The organism is Tepidibacillus decaturensis (genome assembly GCF_001561915.1).
GTDB lineage: Bacteria > Bacillota > Bacilli > Tepidibacillales > Tepidibacillaceae > Tepidibacillus_B > Tepidibacillus_B infernus.
Map to the genome: position 1 here is coordinate 1,498,821 of NZ_LSKU01000001.1, position 17,465 is coordinate 1,516,285.

Genomic DNA, 17,465 nt, shown 5'->3' on the forward strand with positions numbered 1-17,465 from the left:
CCCCTCCCTAATCTAAACGAATCCGTGGGTCTACGACACCATACAATAAATCAGCGATTAAATTCCCTAATAGGGTCATCACTGATAACATCATTGTAATTGTCATCATCACTGAATAATCTCGGTTGCTCACCGAATCAATGAATAACTGCCCAATCCCTGGATAGGTGAAGATCGTTTCTGTGATTACTGCTCCACCTAGCAATCCACCGATATCAAAACCTAAAAAGGTGATCAAGGGAATAATCGAATTACGTAATATATGTTTGTTATAAATCACAGATTCTTTTGTACCCTTTGCCCTTGCTGTTCTGACATAATCTTTACGACTGCTTTCAATAATATCATTGCGTAAAAATTGGGTATAGGCTGCAGTACTTAACATCCCTAACACCATCGCTGGTAAAATGGTATGCTTTAATTTACTTAGAAAATAGATAAATGTTCCTCCATCGCCAATTCCCGTATCAATCGTCCCACTTGCTGGTACCCATCCTAATTGAATAGCAAAGATGTAGATTGCAACTAGTGCTGCAAAAAAAGATGGAATCGCAAATGCAAGATAGTTAAAAGTTGCAATGAAATGATCACCTAAAGTATATGGATGTTTACCTGCATACATTCCCATAAAAAAGGCAACAAAATAAGTAATAAAGAGAGATAAAAGAGCTAAAAAAAGAGTGTTTAGAATTCTCTGACCCAAAAGTTCACTTACTGGCATTTTATGAATAAAGGACTCTCCAAAGTCCCCTTTTAACATATTTTTCACCCAGCGTGCATACTGGATGTAAACAGGATCATTTAGTCCTAACTTTTCTCTCATTTCCGCAATATATTTCGGATCGGAATTGTTGGGATCAATTCTTCCTGAAAGGGCATCCCCTGGCATCATTTTTGCCAGGGAGAATACCACAATTGAAACTAAAATCAGGAGGGGGATCATTCCAGCAAGTCTTCGTAATGTATAAGTTAGCATCGTTCATTTCCCCTTTTAGATCTTAATGCAATCACTGTTACTTTTGATCAACCCACCATAAATGAGTATCTACTTGGTTAGTAAAGGAATTTGTATGAACTCCATGTAAACGTTTATTTACTGCCGTTACATCAATTGGCTGGAACATAAAGATCGTTGGCAATTCTTCGTTTACAAGTTGTTGCCACTTATAATAGACTTCTTTACGATAATTTTCATCAAAGGCTTTTTCACTAATTCCTTCTTCGATAAGTTTATCAGATTCTTCATTATACCAGCGCTGGAAGTTCCAATAGTCGGTACTCTTCCAAAGACCGGTTGGATCTGGGTCAGAAGCTAAGCCCCATGCACCATAGAATAATTCAACAGATGGATCATCTTTCATGACGACATCATAGAAAAGGTTAAATTCTTTTAAAGCTCCGCCATTAAGTTTTACATTTAATCCTACATCTTTCCACATTTGCATAATTGCTTGTGCACGCGGTTCCGCGATTTCAGTTCCTGACATCGCGTCAAAGTTGATCACAAATTTCTTACCCTTTGGATCTTCACGGAAACCGTCTCCATCTACATCTTTATATCCAGCTTCGTCTAATAATTGTTTAGCTTTTTCAGGATTATATTCATATTTTGTAATTTTGGAATCGTCAATTTTTGCCCAGCTCACATCAGGTACTGGTACATCTAAAGGCATACCAAGCCCATTTGCGAAAGCATCTAACAAGCTTTGACGATCTAATGCATAGGCCATCGCTTGACGTAGTCTCTTATCTTGGAATTTCGGATTATTCATCACGACTTTACCTTCAGATTCAGTTCCTTCCCATTTACCTAATTTAAATCCAATATAGCTATAGGAAAGAGCAGGTTCCTTAATTAATTCAACATTAGGTAATTGAGAAATTTCTTGATACTGGCTACTTGGAATCATCATAATATCTACTTCACCATTCTTTAATAACCCACTTGCTAAAGATCCATCAATCACTTTATATACGACACCATCTAGATAAGGCTTCCCTTTCCAATAATCATCAAAACGCTCAAGTTCAACGAATTCTCCGGGTTGAATCGTCTTTACTTTAAATGGTCCAAGACCAATAGGATTCTTACGTACTTTATCAGAGTTAGGTAAATCTTTCACAGCAATTCCCTCATAATATTTCTTAGGCATTGGATAAGACCATAATTGGTCTAAGAAGTTAACCATTGGTTTTTTTGCTGTGATTTTAATCATATAAGGGTCAACCACCTCAATACCAGAGATCGATTTTGCTTCTCCCTTGTGATAAGCTTCTGCCCCTTCTACAATTTCAACGTTGGTATAACGTGGACCTGTATAATCTGGATCTGCAAGGACTTCCAAAGCATACTTCCAATCCTCTACCGTTAACTCTTCGCCATTATGCCATTTTACCCCTTGTTTTATTTTGAATGTGTAAGTTTTGTGATCATCAGAAACTTCCCAAGTCCCAATCCCTGGTTTTGGTTTAAGATCATCACCAGTTTCTATAATACTGTCCATCATGAAGTTTAAGATGAGATCATCATCTTCCCCTTCATAAAAAGCTCTGTCAAGAAGGCCTTTAAATGGTTGTATAAAAGCATAGGTTACTTTCCCACCATATTGTGGTTCTACCTTTGTTTCCTCTTTAGGCTGATCAGCATTTTCTTTTGGTGGAGCTTCTGTTGTTTGACTACTACAAGCGACTAAGAACATAGATATGGCAAGAATCAGTGACAACAAAACAAATATTGACTTTTTCAATACATTTTCCCCCTTTATTTATTTTGAATATAGATGGCATGCAACGTAATGTCCTGATTTCACCTCCTTCATTACTGGTCTTATCTCTTGACACTCAGGCATTGCATATCGACATCTTGGATGAAATGCACAACCCTTTGGTGGGTTTTCTGGGCTTGGAACATCACCCGTCAATACAATTCTTTCTTTTCGTCTTCCCGGATTGGGAACAGGAATCGCAGATAATAGTGCTTGTGTATATGGATGTAAAGGTTCTTGATATAATGTACGTTTATCTGTTAATTCCACAATGCGCCCCAGATACATGACACCTATACGATCACTCACATGTTTGACCACACTCAAATTATGAGCGATAAAAAGGTAAGTGAGTTGAAACTCCTCTTGTAGATCTTGCAGTAGATTTAATACTTGAGACTGTACTGAAACATCTAAGGCAGAGACCGGTTCGTCAGCGATGATTAACTTTGGCCGCAATGCTAAAGCCCTAGCAATTCCTATTCGCTGTCTTTGGCCACCTGAGAATTCGTGTGGATACTTATAATATGTATCTGCTGGTAATCCTACCTTTTCTAACAACTCCATCACTTGATCTTTCAATGCTTTATCTGATTGATTTGTATAATTGCGAATGGGTTCTGATATCAGACTACCTACCATCATCTTTGGATTTAAAGAAGCATAGGGATCTTGGAAAACCATTTGCATATCTTTTCGAATATCCCTTAATTGCTTTCCTCGAATTGTTGTAATATCTTTCCCTTGAAAAACGATCGATCCAGATGTCGGGTCTTGTAGACGCAAAATCGTTCGGCCTGCTGAAGACTTCCCACAGCCAGATTCACCCACTAGACCGATCGTCTCACCATATTTTAACTGCAGAGAAATATCATCGACTGCCTTTACCTCGCCAATTTGTTTACGAAAGAATCCGCCAAAGATCGGGTAATATTTTTTTAAATTTTTTACCTCTAGTAAATATTCCGGATTTTTTCGTTGTAGTGTATTTGAATTTGAACTCATGATCTAGACCCCCGTTTTCTTAGGATAGCTTTCTTGATATAGTAAACAGCGTACAGTATGATTCGTATCTACCTCACCTAAGACTGGGGTAATTTGAGTACACTCTTCTTTAGCTACTGGACAACGATCTACAAACCTACAGCCTGTTCTTGGTAGATTTACAAGCGAAGGAACAATTCCTTTAATTGAATCTAGTCTTTCACGATCTTCATCTAATTTAGGAATCGATTGTAATAATAGTTTTAAATATGGGTGTTTTGGGGTGTTGAATATGAGTTCTACACTCCCTTGTTCCACGATTTGCCCTGCGTACATGACCACTACTTCATCAGCCATTTCGGCAACGACACCTAAATCATGAGTAATCAATAAAACAGCCATATCCATCTTTTGTTGAATATCTTTAATCAATTCAAGGATTTGAGCTTGAATCGTTACATCCAACGCAGTTGTTGGTTCATCGACAATTAACAATTTAGGGTTACAAGCGATCGCCATAGCGATCATCACCCGTTGGCGCATTCCCCCGGAAAGTTGGTGAGGGTATTCATCAATCACCTTTTCTGCCCTAGGAATACCTACTTGTTTTAACAATTGTATACTTCTTTTGCGTGCCTCATCCTTTGAAAGATCGAAATGGTTAAGTAGTGCTTCTTCAAGTTGAAATCCTATAGAAAAGACAGGGTTTAGAGAAGTCATCGGTTCCTGAAAAATCATTCCTATATCTTTACCACGTATATCGTTCATTTCCTCTTGGGAAAGTTTGGTTAAATCTTGACCATTAAAAATGATTTCTCCGCCAACTACCTTACCGATCCCTTTTGGCAGCAAGTTCATTATAGAAAGGGCTAATACACTTTTGCCGCAACCTGATTCACCTACGATACATATAACCTTTCCAGGTGTAACATCTAATGAAATATCTTCTATAGCATTATAAAATTTTCCCCCAATAAGAAATCCTGTGTTCAACTTTTTAACCTTTAATACGGTTGATGCTGTTAAGTTGTTCTCTCTCTGGTTCATGTTTCACCTCTTGGAATACAAAATATCGGAATTCGAAATAATTATAAAAATTATCACAATAAATTAAAAAAACTGTCAATAAGTTTTTAATATTCTAACAATAATGAAAACGCTTACTTTTTTCTAATTAATCTCTATGCTCTCATTTAAAATAAGTTTACAAACAAAATGGATACCTAATTTTGGTATCCATTTGGATCATGATTTTGTAAATTCAAGCTGGATCTTAGTATATAACATCCCATTCATTTCATAGATAATAAAATCACGATGTATGTTATTTGCTAACTCTTGCAAAAACAAACGAATTAAATGAAGATGATCTAAATCAATAGGTTCCTTTAGAGTTATTGATGAAAAACAATCTAATTTTATTGTTTGAGGAGACTCTTCTATCGTTAAAGTAACTGGAAGCTCATCCGTATTTTGATATTCAATAACATATTTATAAAAAGAAAACAAAATAAAGATTAAAAGTTTATAATTTCCTCGTAAACTTAAATTGGCGTTCCCTTTTATTGTCGTTTGTAAATGTTTCGTTCGACTTTCACTAAAAATAAATTGATCAAGATCATGAGTTAATTGATTGATATCAAACACTTCGTATGTACTTGGTAAGGTCTTTACATACCCTAAATATAAATCTTTATAGATATCCAAAGCACGTACCATCTTATTTTTTTCGCCCGTATCCTTTAAAGCAATCTCCTTGATGTTCCTAAAAATATAGGTTGCCATTTCACCAACTTTTAGCATATTTTCTTGGAAAAGATCGTATTTATTTTTTGTTGTTTCAATGATTCGACGATAGGAATCATTCTTTCTTTCCAAATCTTTCCTTAATAACTCTTTCTCTTTCATCATATTATAGTTCTCTATCGCTTCTTGAATAACAGGAATAAATTCGTCATCTAAATTCCATGGTTTTGTTATAAATTTAAAAATTTCTCCTTGATTAATGGCAGCCAAAACCTGGGGTAATTGCGTATAGCCAGATAAAACAATTCTCACAATTTGGGGGTAAGATGCTTTTACTTTTTTAAGCAATTCCAAACCGTTAATCTCGGGCATTTTCATATCTGATACAATTACACTAATCTCTTCTTTCTCTAAAATATCAAAAACATCTTTTGCCCTCTCAACAAATATGCATCGAAAGTTTTCATCCAATAATGCTCTTTTTAAAGAGTTTAATACTTTTACATCATCATCTACAATTAATACAGTATTTTGTTGCACAGTTTCACCCCTTCCTACAAATCCCTTTTTTGTTTTTCCTCTATAAAAGTTATGGCGATCTTATGAACCATTTGTTCTAAGTTTCTTTCTTTCAGACCTAATAAATCAAATACTTTACGATTTAGTTCATAAGGAACAAGCCCGAAAAATTTCCATGAATAATAATTTGCTAGATGCAGGATATAAACCAATTCTTTATTTCTAATATTGTCACACAATGGTTTGTGAAGGTAAGATGCTGATTCAATCAAAGGATCAGGAAGCCCCCACCAGCTTAATAAGTAACCTCCTACTTCTTGAGATGTCATTTTAAAAGTCTTTTCTTCCAATTTTTCTATCGTTTCTTTTTTCTCCTTAGCATCAGTTATTAAATCCGTATATTCATTTGTAAAAGCAGATTGTAAAATTAAACCCCCAATATTACACAATAAACCTACTGAGTCATATTGAAGGTCAATGTTCTTACACAGTAGTTCTTGATAGATATAATGAACAATTTTATTTGTTAGTATTGAATGATTTACTATCAATCCAATATTTTTCTGAGTAATGGCATCATCCAAGCTATCATACCAATCTCTAAATAAAATATTTTCTAAATCATTCAAGTTCAAATAATTTAGTGCTTTCTTTACTGAACCTGTTTTGATACCATATGCAGAATTCACAAAGTACAATACTCTCAACGTTGTCGAAGGATCTCTTTCAATAATTTTGATGATTTCTTCAATTTCTGCCTTATCCACTAATTTTAATCTTAATTCTTTTTCATTACTGTACAAAGAAGGAAATGCATCTCCATAAATTTCAACAAATCTTAATAGGTTCTTTTGTTCCAAAATATCTTTCAGATAGAATAATCGATTGATTAGGTTGATCATATGATCATTATCCCAGGGCTTTAATAGGTAAAAGAATGCTAAATTTTCCCTAATTGACTTCATAATTATTTCTTTTTCTGCAAAACCACTTAAAATGATTCGGATCAGCTTAGGGTATTTTTTATAAACTTCTTTTAATAGTTCATAGCCATTCATCACTGGCATTTTCATATCTGTAATCAATAAATCAATATTTTCACTTGCCAAAATAGAAAGGGCTTCATTTCCGTTTTCCGCTAAAAAAACACCGTACTCTTCATGAATAAATAATCTTCTTAATGAATTTAGGATACTTTTTTCATCATCTACAAAGAGGATATTTTTCATTTAACAATCCCCCTATAAAAGTGTCAACTATGTTCTTATCAAACTGCTTTCCTCTTCCATTTTGTAAAACCTCAAGTACTTCTTTTTGGGACATCCCTTTTCGATAGATACGATTCGCACGCATAGCATCATATGCATCAGCAACTGAAAGGATTTTGGCTTCAAATAATATTTCATCATTAGTTAGGCCAAGGGGATACCCAAGACCATCAATTCTTTCATGATGTTGACGAATGATTTCTACGACTTCTTTCATAAAATCAATTTCATCTAATATATAAGAACTTACCAAAGGATGATATTTCATTGCTGTATATTCTTCTTCGGTTAATCTATCAGGTTTAAATAATATATGATCCCTAAGTACTATTTTCCCTATGTCATGAAACAAACCTGCATATTTAAGTGTTAATTTTTGCTTATATGATAGATTTAGTAAATCAGCAATATATAATGAATAATGAGCTACATTTTTGGAATGTGTAAATAGTTCCATATCTTTTGCTTGTATAACCCTAAGTAAAGTTTTTTCTATCTGTCTATTTGTTTTGACAAGCTTATTTCTTAATTGTTGTATCATATTTTCATATTCATTATTCTTTGTTAATAATTGATTTAAAATCGTATCTTTCTGGTCCATTCTTTGTTTATAATCAATTGACTCTTCTATTATTTTTACAAGATCATCATTTTTCCAGGGCTTTGATATATATCGATGGATAGAACCTTCATTGATAGCAGAAACGAGCACATCTAGATCAGAATAACCAGTAACTAATATTCTAACCGTATTATGAGACACTTTTTTTGTATACTTTAATATATCGATCCCTAATACTTTTGGCATTCTTTGATCCGTTATCACAAGATCAAATTGATAGGTATTCAATAAATCATAAGCTTTTTCAGGATAGGTTGTATAATATAAATGATAATTTAAACCATCTAAAACACGCTTAATAGAATTAATCACATTGATCTCGTCGTCAACTAAAAGGATCTTATATTTTCTCAACTTGTTTCACCTACTTTCAAATATAAATATTAAATCATCACTTCTTTGAGATTAATTGAATGCTTGATGAATGGGGAGTTTAATCATAAATTTAGTTCCGACACCTTTTGTGCTTTCCACAGTTATTGCTCCATGATGTTTATTAGTGATAATATCATAAGCTATACTTAGTCCTAACCCTGTTCCTTCTCCTACAGGTTTTGTTGTAAAAAAGGGATCAAAGATTGATGATATGTTTTTTTCTTCTATTCCGATTCCATTATCCTCAAGCTCACAATATACATCATCATCTTTAGCGAAGGTTCGAATTTTTATCAAACCAATCTCTGGTTGTTTCTCTTTAATTGCATAAGTGGCATTTAATAATAAATTGAGCAATACTTGGTTTATTTCTCCACCTATGGCATGAATAATCGGTATTTCTTCTAGGTATTCTTCAACTTGCACTTGATATTTTAAGATATTTCTAGCAACAACTAATGTATTTTTTATTCCTTCATTTAAATCATAATCTTCAAAAATATCTGTTTGTCCTCTTCTGGAGAACATCCTTAACTCTTTTATAATTTCATTTACTCGATCAATTCCTTCATTTGAATCTCTAAATAATTCTTCTAAATCTTCGTTAATAAACGAAATATTATTTTTCCTTTCAATACTTTCAATTTCTTCTATGATCAAATTAATATTCTCCAATTTCAATTGTTCTTCTTCTCTCAAATTGCCCTTGAATCTTTGATAGACTTCGATCACTTCTTTATATTTATAGAAATATTTCTCTAAGGTATCGAAGTTACTTTTAATAAAAGCTAAAGGATTATTGATTTCATGAGCGACCCCAGCTGCTATCTGTCCAATCGCAGCAAGTTTCTCTTGGTGGATTACTTGGGATTGGGCGCTTTTTAATTTCTCTTCCATCTGCTTTCTCATTGTAATATCCTCAATCTGAGCAATATAGCGAGCAATCTTTTTCTCCTCATTTTGGATAGAGGAAATAGATACATGCCCCCAAAATAATTCTCCATTTTTTTCTTGCTTTGAAATTCACCTTGCCAATTCTGGCTTAATGTAATTGAATCATGAAAAATACTATAATGTTTGCCTAACATTTCTTCATATGTATATCCTGTTAGTTGGGTACATTGTGGATTTACATCTTCTATCTTTCCGTTTTCATCCATAATAATAATACTTATTGGACTCTGTTCAATGATCTTAGATAACATACAAAGGTCTAATTCATCTTTTCTTAGTTTTAAGCGATTATAATAAATGAACAGAAAAACAAATAGTGAAGTAAATATAATTGCAATCAGGTATTTAAAATCATGTAAAGCCAAAATAGAGTGTATAGTGTTGTCATCCTTGAGTTGAGTAACAAAATTAGCTAGCAATAGGAAAGCGTTAGCTATTATAAAATAGAGAAAAGTAATTTTTAAAGAACTTACTTTCTCTTTTCTATAGTTGGTTGTAAGTTCAGTAGTAAAACCAATCGATGAATTATGATTATTTAGTTTAACCATCAGAATCCTCCCCCTTGAAATAGTGATTATCAAAAAATTCGGCTTATTGCTTTTACTAAAAAAAGATCTATGTACACCAAGTGCACATAGATCTTTTTTACAAGTGCAACCTGGCAACCATAGTTAATCCCTTAGGCCCATAGCTTTGCGTCCCTACCTTTCAATAGGTTTGCCAAAATATATCGTTTTTTATCGTTTATTGAATTATACTGAAATATATGATGAGATTCAATTAAGAATAGACACCCTACCTTTAATAGGCAGTTTTACCACAAATTTAGATCCTATTCCTTCTTTACTTTCTACAGATATTTCCCCTTGATGTTTGTTTACAACGATATCATAAGAAATACTTAATCCAAGACCCGTTCCTGTTCCAACAGGCTTTGTAGTAAAAAAAGGTTCATAGATTCTATTGATAAGCTCTTCTTTTATTCCGATCCCATTATCCTCTATTTCACAGTATACATATTCTTCTTTTTGATAAGTCCTAATCGTAATCATCCCTTCATTACTATCCTGTTTCATTTCTATTGCATAAGCAGCATTCAGAATTAAATTTAAAATCACTTGATTGATTTCGGCACCAATGGCAATGATGTTGGGGATATCTGTCAGCTCTTCATTGATATTCGTATCATATGTAATTTTACTTTTGGCGATAATTAAAGCGGTTTTAATTCCTTCATTAAGATCGTAAGGACTAAATTCATTTAATTGATCAATACTGGAAAAAGCCCTTAGTGCATTTACAATCATTTTAATCCGTTCTAATCCTTCATTTGTATCATTTAATAGTTCAAAAAGATCTTCCATTACAAAGGCAATCTTGTTATTCTTTTCATATTCTATAATATCATCCAATATTTTTTCTTTTTTCTCAGTTGAAAGTTCTGAGAAATTGAGCAAGGCATCTTTATACTTTTGTAAGAGTTCCTCTATTTTTAAAGTATATTTTTTAAATGTATGGTAATTACTCGTAATAAAACCCAAGGGGTTATTGATTTCATGAGCGATTCCTGCCGCCAGTTGACCGATTCCTGCCATTTTTTCTTTTTGAATCAATTGAGATTGTGCGTCATTTAACTTCCTAATGGTTTTCTGAAGCACTATATTTTGTTCTTCTATTTTTTTATAAAGTATTTTCTTTTCAGTAATATCCTCTCTCACTGATATAAAATATTTAATTGTACCGTTTTCATCCTTTATTGAGGAAACAGAGGTCGATTCCCAATACAACTCTCCATTCTTTTTCTTATTATAAAATTCACCAGACCATTCTTTACCTGAAAGTATAGTCTTCCAAAAATCAATATACATTTCTTTAGGATGTATTCCGGATTTAAGAATGCTTACATTTTTCCCTATCACTTCTTTATACGTATAACCACTAACTTGCGTAAATTTTGGATTTATGTATTGGATGTACCCGTTTATATCTGTAATAATTACAGATGAAGGACTATGTTCAATCGCACTAAGCAACTTATTAATCTCTTCATCAGCCTGTTTTCTTTTGGTTATTTCATCAGATATCGTCAATCTATTTTTTTCCAATAACTCTTCCATATTTTTGTAGATGATATTATTTTCAATAATGACTGCTGCTTGTCCTGCCAAAGAATAAATAATCATTTCATCTTTATCACTAAAAGAAATAACCTTATTTGCTTTCATTTTATTAATAAGCTGTATCACGCCTAACACACGATCTCGGTGATCCTTCATCGGCACCGTTAAGATTGACTTTGTTCTATAACCAGTAACTTGATCAAAACCAGAATTAAACTGGTATTCAACATCACTTGGCAAATCATAAGCATCATCAATTCGTAATGATTGACCAGTAATCACAGCGTAACCAGAAATTCCATTTTTTGAAATCGGCGACGTTGTTGATTCTAGTTCTACCTTCAGGCTATTATTTCTCGCTAATACAAATTTTAATAATTGATTTTTAGAATTTCTTTCATAAGTAGTCCAATCGAGATTATCTTGGTTAACAACTATATAAATCGTTCCAGCATCAGCAGAAGTCATTTCCATCGATGAATCCATAATTTGTTGTAATAGCTTATTAATATCTTTCTCAGCGGATAATTCTTTTCCTATATTATAGAAACGTTGTACTTCCTTTTCTAAAGTATCCAATTTTTGTTGACGTGTCAGATTATTCTTAAGCTTATAAAGGAATTTACTTATTGTAAACTTACTCTTGCACACAAGAATATCATCAAGAAAAGCTTCTCTTGAAAGTAAGTCTATGTTATCTTGAAATAAACCAATCGTTTTATTCTGTGGCTTTCTTAGAATTTGGAAAAGCTGCTCTTCCATTTGATTTAGGAATATATGGTCAATAAAGATAATGGTATCATCGGGATCTTGGTTTAATCTTAATTCCTTTTCCAATTGGATTAAATCTGTAATGATAAGTATCGGTTCAAATTCATTTTTAATGACATCCAAAAACTCTTCGTATTTTTTGATAGATTCTATACAGATGATCGTTTTTAAATTCGTCAACAAAATTGCACCTCATTCCTGAATCAATAAGAAGATAAAACCGATCATAGATATCAATACATCCATGAAAAGTTTTGCTATAAAATAGTTTAGGCTCATCCATGTACGCCATTTTCTATTATAATAAATAATTAATCCTATGATAATAGCCAATAATCCGATTAAAAAATATATAGAAAAAGAAAAGCTTAGATAAAAAATAAAAAAAGAAACAATCCTTGTTAATTGGCCAACACCCTTTTCATTTCCATTAAAAAATTTTTTCTGGTATGCAGGAAAAATAGCTTTCAGTATAAACTGAATCAAAATTGCGGAAAAAGATGAGATAAAGACCAGAATAATAAGAAACTTGATGATTTGCACATCAATAAGTAATGGTGGAGAAATTTTAACAATTATAGTAGATAACCAATATAGGATCATGATGTGCACGACTTGGTCCAAAATAAAATAGAGAAATGAACCTAAAGAACTCTTAATGGATAGTTTTGATTTAAATGAGTCGATCATAAAATGGAGAATCCCGTTTAATAAAATAAATCCCAATATGTAAGAATTAAATGGGAATAGAAGAATCAGCATGCAAATTGTTATAATTGATGAATGAAGTAAATTCCATCTCCAATATTTTAGTTTATTTTCTGCAATTTTACCTGTTTGAAATGTAAAATCACCTAGCAGGTGGCCTAATAGTAAGTAATAGAACACATCATTTACCCCTCTGTCTTATTTTAATATGCGAATGTATACATACTTTAAAAGATAGATGAAAACCCTCTTAAATTTTAAGAGGGTTTTCATGGATGATTACAAGTCCCAAGCATAACGTGAAAAATGCTCAGCCAAAATTTGTTGTTTCTTAACATGAACCTCAATATTTTCCCCTGTTGCCTGATCGTAAAGAAGTCCATCGTATTTGTCTATTCTAATGTGAACCTTTTTATAGAAATTTGGTGTGTCCGGGGCAAATTCAACATATCCTACCCCATTCTCAGCATAAACCTTGACATCAAAAGTGGCCGGCAACTTCGCTGGATCGATAAAATCCTTTTTAAACTCAACATTGACAAAGCCAACTTGATATCTGCCACCATCTTCTGTTACCGTAATCGTATCCGTATAAATCACTGGATTCTCAGCTGCCACAACTGGTATGCTTGAAAGCAAGAGTACAACTGCTGTGATGATAAACATCATTCTTTTCATTCGTCTCACCTCCTTTCGAACCTTATCGCTAAAAGAAAAGGCACCTATATGAACAAGCCATAGGCGCCAAGATGATTTGCTTATTAGACAAATCAATAAATAACTCAAGTCATGCTATTTAAAACGAACAAACGTTAAGCATAACCCTAGTAACTTCGTTTCGGCAACCTGGCAATCATAGAATGATTATTCCTTAGACCCATGGCTTTGCGTCCTTACCTTTCGATAAGTTTGCTATTATCGACATCTATTAAGTTTTTTACAAAAAACGACAAAATCGTTTCAATTCTTATCAATACCGTATATAATAGATTTGGAATGATTTACTAACTTACTTTAAGATAAATAAACCATAAACTTCACTTTTTGTCAATCAAAGAACCTAGTTTTTATCATTTTTTTACGCTAGGAGGGATTCTTATTCTTTGTTTTAATTGCGGTTATCACTTACCATCAAATTATCCAAAGGAATGTCCTTTATGTGGGATGAAATTGCCAATAAAATGTTCTTCCTGTGATTCGCCTAACCCCATCATGGCCAAGTTTTGCTTTAATTGTGGACATAAAATATCCCAATCAGAGATTGAAAGCTCTGTGCAAAACTATGAGATTCTTACGGAAAACAGAAAAAATGTAGCTGTCATCTTTGCTGATGTATCTGGATTTACGGCATTGTCGGAAAAAATGGATCCAGAGGAAGTTCGGGAAATCATCAATGAAACTTTTGCTTATATCACCAAACCTGTATATGAATTGGAAGGAACCATCGACAAGTACATCGGTGACTGTGTGATGATTCTTTTCGGAGCAAAATATCCTCATAGCGATGACCCTTACAGAGCCGTCAGCTGTGGCATGAAGATGATCGACTTAATCCAAGATTTTTCAAAAGAAAGACTATCCAGTAAAGGGGTAACATTAAATCTTTCCATCGGAATTAATTACGGTCAGGTTGTGACTGGAAGTGTGGGAAACTATTTTGATAAAGACTTTACCGTTATGGGAGATGTGGTCAACACAGCGCAAAGACTTCAAACTCAAGCAGCAGCTGGCACGATCCTTGTATCAGAATCTGTCTATCAAGAAACAAATGATCAAATTGATTACTCTCCTGAAAAAGAGATCATTGCCAAAAACAAAGAAAAACCAGTAAAATGCTTTAGCCCTCTTCATTTAAAACGAGAAGCAGCTATTGATTCGCTGTTTTTAATCGAACGGGATGATGAAACGAACTTTCTGCATTCAATCTACAATCAACTAAATAGCACAGAGTATGTCACCATTATCGGGGAGGCAGGAACTGGTAAAACAAGCCTGCTAAGAAGCTTTACGTCAAAACTAGACAATCAACTTAAAAAACATTGGGTCGATATCAATGTTGGCTACAAAAACAGAATCTATTCGGTTCTGTCCAACATAATCTACCAAATGATGAACCTCCATCCTACTGAAAGTGAAAAGATAAAAGAAAACCGCCTAAAGTCGTATCTTGCTTATCTCTTTCAAAACTCAAGCATTGGTGAGGAGGAGACTCAACGGAACTATCGTTTTTTAAGCTTGGTTATGGGTTTAAAAAGAGACCATGAATTTCAGAATATCTTGAATGCGATGAACTATGAAGATATCAAAAGAGAAATATTCAATCAGGTTTCTTTATTTATCAGACAGGCCGCTCGTAAAGAACCTTTTGTTATCATCATTGAGAATATCCACTGGGCAGACGCAGGATCAATGGAAATATTGACAAATCTGGTCAAAACACTGCCAGATGTGAAATCTCTTTTCATTTTTACTTCAAGATATGAAAGAGAAGAATTAAATAATAGTGGCAAAGATAGCCATTCTATTCTGAAACTCAAACCGCTTAGTCCAACTGGAACAGAGAAACTAGCTTGCAAACTATTAAATTGTAGCCATCTTGATGAACCATTGCTTCAGGCGATTATTCAATTTACAAAAGGATATCCACTCCATATCAAAGAATATTTGATGGCTCTTAAAAGAAGAAAAACATTCTCTATTCAAGACGGAACCGCATCGATCGATGTATCCGAACTTCAGACGATTCCTAACACCATCGAAAGCCTTATTTTAGCTAACTTATCTGATTTAGATGAATCGGCGAGAAACTTATTACAACTCGCTTCAGTTATCGGGAAAGAGTTTCATTTATCCTGGTTGACTCATTTAATGAATTCAACATCCACTGAAGATATATTAGCGCTACCAGTAAAAATGAATATTATTTCACTGCAATCGGTTCACACCTCTTTAGGGATAGACAAAATCTATACCTTTAATCAAGAAACGGTAAGAGAAGTCATTTATCATAGTATGCTAAACAAAACAAAAATGGAATATCATAAAAAAATTGCGGAATGGCTTGAAATCAACTATGAAAAAGACCTTGAAAACTATTACGAACAATTAGCCACTCATTTTGAAAAAGCTGGTAGCCTAAGTCAAGCAAAAGAGTATTACTATAAAGCGGCTTTCAGATTAAAAAAGGATTATCAATATACTAGTGCTTTAGACTTTTTTAAGAAATACCTTGAAATCAACGAGAAAACACAAAATAAAGATACAAATAAAACGATTCTTTCTCTCATAGAAATGGGAAATATTTATACTATCCTTGCCCAATATGACAATGCATTAGATCATCTTAAAAAAGCGCTTGAGATCGCAAATGTATCAGATGATATCTATCAGATTCAAATCATGATTGCGAATCTCTACAAAGCAATGAGCCAGTTTGAAAAGGCATTGGAAGTGTTAGATGAAATCCAACCTAAAATCAGACAAAACAGCAATACGTATGGAAAATTCCTACAATTAAAATGCAATGTGTTAATCATCTTAGGAAATCCTGAAGCATTATCAATAGCTGAAAAATCGGAAGAAATCTTATTAAAAACAAGGGATTATGAAAATCTAGCAGAAACGATGAGACAAGCTGGTATTTTATATTTTATGAATGGAGATACAGATAATTCTCTGTTTTATTTAAACAAAGCTTATGATTATGCTGAAAGAGTAAATAACCTGAGAACAATGGTTAAAATTTCAGGAAATTTAGGAATTATTTATCATACATCTGGCATGATATCCAAAGCGATTAATTATTTTAACAAAGCGATCGAAATAACAAAAAAATATCAAATATTCATACTTATATCGCCACTCTTAACAATTTAGGAATTCTTTATCTGCAAAAAGGCATATTCGCTAAAGCTGAATCATTATTTCAAGAGGCCATTGCAAAAGCTCAAGATGGAGTATCCATCTATTTAATGGACATCGCATTATTGAACTTAGGTGACTTAATGTATGAAAAAGGAAAGATAGACCAAGCTTTTGACTACTACAAGCAATCGCTGGAAATAGCAAAAACACATGGTTTACCTGTTGAGGAAGGAATTAATTATATAGGGATAGCAAAGCTTTATTTCAAGCAAAAAGCCGATCAAAAAATTCCTGAGCTCTTAGAAAAATCCAAGCAAATTTTTAATGAAACAAATGAGATCTCCTATCTTAGCGACTATTATCGCTATAAGAGTGTATACGAACTGAATCATCATCATCTTGATCTTGCTGTCGAACATTGTGACCAAGCGATTAATTTTGCCGTGAAAACAAAAAACGATTTGAAAAAATTAAAGGCTTTACGGCTTAAGGGAATCCTTTTAGTGAAGAAAAACATGTACAATGAAGCGATGACACAATATAATGAATCCATCCATTTAGCTGAACAATTAGAATCAGATTATGAAGCAGCAAAGGGATATTACAGACGATTTGAAGCCCTTCTCTCTTCAGATCGCTATGAAGATGCGATAAAAGATTTGCAAAAGGCAAAAGAATTGATCGAGAAAGTGGATGGGTCTAGATGGACGCCTATCGTTCAACAAGCTTATGAACAATATTGTAATCTAAACCATCAATAACAATTAAA

The 17,465-nt window shown here is 33.3% G+C and carries 14 protein-coding genes, 1 pseudogene and 2 riboswitches; of the genes and pseudogenes, 3 read left to right on the forward strand and 12 right to left on the reverse strand.

Annotation, left to right across the window (positions count from 1 at the left end; all coding sequences use genetic code 11):
* Positions 1-7 precede the first annotated feature (7 nt).
* From opp4B to U473_RS07330, 12 genes are all read right to left on the reverse strand, one after another.
* A complete protein-coding gene (gene opp4B, locus U473_RS07280; RefSeq protein ID WP_068724858.1) occupies positions 8-976 on the reverse strand; it encodes an oligopeptide ABC transporter permease in 969 nt (322 codons plus the stop codon).
* Positions 977-1,013: 37 nt separating this feature from the next.
* On the reverse strand, positions 1,014-2,747 hold the full coding sequence (gene opp4A, locus U473_RS07285) for an oligopeptide ABC transporter substrate-binding protein (protein ID WP_068724859.1): 1,734 nt from the start codon (positions 2,745-2,747) through the stop codon (positions 1,014-1,016).
* 18 nt (positions 2,748-2,765) lie between these two features.
* Positions 2,766-3,770 carry an ABC transporter ATP-binding protein gene (locus tag U473_RS07290; RefSeq protein WP_068724867.1) on the reverse strand — a complete coding sequence of 335 codons (1,005 nt, stop codon included), beginning with the start codon at positions 3,768-3,770 and terminating at the stop codon, positions 2,766-2,768.
* Between the two features lie 3 nt (positions 3,771-3,773).
* Positions 3,774-4,796, reverse strand: coding sequence for an ABC transporter ATP-binding protein (locus U473_RS07295; RefSeq protein WP_068724869.1), 1,023 nt, complete (start codon positions 4,794-4,796; stop codon positions 3,774-3,776).
* 198 nt (positions 4,797-4,994) lie between these two features.
* Positions 4,995-6,035 carry a response regulator gene (locus U473_RS07300; RefSeq protein WP_068724871.1) on the reverse strand — a complete coding sequence of 347 codons (1,041 nt, stop codon included), beginning with the start codon at positions 6,033-6,035 and terminating at the stop codon, positions 4,995-4,997.
* Between the two features lie 14 nt (positions 6,036-6,049).
* Complete coding sequence (locus U473_RS07305; RefSeq protein ID WP_068724873.1) at positions 6,050-7,243, reverse strand: response regulator; 1,194 nt, start codon at positions 7,241-7,243, stop codon at positions 6,050-6,052.
* Positions 7,218-8,258 carry an HD domain-containing phosphohydrolase gene (locus tag U473_RS07310; RefSeq protein WP_068724876.1) on the reverse strand — a complete coding sequence of 347 codons (1,041 nt, stop codon included), beginning with the start codon at positions 8,256-8,258 and terminating at the stop codon, positions 7,218-7,220. The genes U473_RS07305 and U473_RS07310 overlap by 26 nt, the downstream gene beginning before the upstream one ends.
* 51 nt (positions 8,259-8,309) lie before the next feature.
* Complete coding sequence (locus U473_RS07315; RefSeq protein ID WP_407701948.1) at positions 8,310-9,302, reverse strand: ATP-binding protein; 993 nt, start codon at positions 9,300-9,302, stop codon at positions 8,310-8,312.
* Positions 9,185-9,781 (reverse strand): PAS domain S-box protein, encoded by a 597-nt coding sequence (locus U473_RS14260; RefSeq protein WP_082732424.1) that lies wholly within the window; start codon positions 9,779-9,781, stop codon positions 9,185-9,187. The genes U473_RS07315 and U473_RS14260 overlap by 118 nt, the downstream gene beginning before the upstream one ends.
* 101 nt (positions 9,782-9,882) lie before the next feature.
* Positions 9,883-9,965, reverse strand: a riboswitch (cyclic di-GMP riboswitch).
* A 44-nt stretch (positions 9,966-10,009) separates the two neighbouring features.
* Entirely contained in the window at positions 10,010-12,304 is a 2,295-nt protein-coding gene (locus U473_RS14265) for an ATP-binding protein (protein ID WP_082732425.1), read from the reverse strand.
* Between the two features lie 12 nt (positions 12,305-12,316).
* Positions 12,317-13,012 carry a DUF3307 domain-containing protein gene (locus U473_RS07325; protein WP_068724877.1) on the reverse strand — a complete coding sequence of 232 codons (696 nt, stop codon included), beginning with the start codon at positions 13,010-13,012 and terminating at the stop codon, positions 12,317-12,319.
* 99 nt (positions 13,013-13,111) lie between these two features.
* Positions 13,112-13,510: a hypothetical protein gene (locus U473_RS07330; RefSeq protein WP_068724878.1), complete on the reverse strand. Its 399-nt coding sequence runs from the start codon at positions 13,508-13,510 to the stop codon at positions 13,112-13,114.
* A gap of 159 nt (positions 13,511-13,669) precedes the next feature.
* Positions 13,670-13,756: riboswitch (cyclic di-GMP riboswitch) on the reverse strand.
* A gap of 120 nt (positions 13,757-13,876) precedes the next feature.
* Between U473_RS07330 and U473_RS15670 the strand changes: the two are divergent.
* From U473_RS15670 to U473_RS15005, 3 genes and pseudogenes are all read left to right on the forward strand, one after another.
* Positions 13,877-14,059 (forward strand): annotated as a pseudogene (locus U473_RS15670) (double zinc ribbon domain-containing protein); the annotation flags it as partial.
* Positions 14,060-14,104: 45 nt separating this feature from the next.
* Positions 14,105-16,708, forward strand: coding sequence for an adenylate/guanylate cyclase domain-containing protein (locus U473_RS07335; RefSeq protein ID WP_201024160.1), 2,604 nt, complete (start codon positions 14,105-14,107; stop codon positions 16,706-16,708).
* Positions 16,709-16,731: 23 nt separating this feature from the next.
* The gene (locus U473_RS15005) at positions 16,732-17,457 is read left to right on the forward strand and encodes a tetratricopeptide repeat protein (protein ID WP_235589147.1); all 726 of its coding nucleotides are present in this window, start codon (positions 16,732-16,734) and stop codon (positions 17,455-17,457) included.
* Positions 17,458-17,465 lie beyond the last annotated feature (8 nt).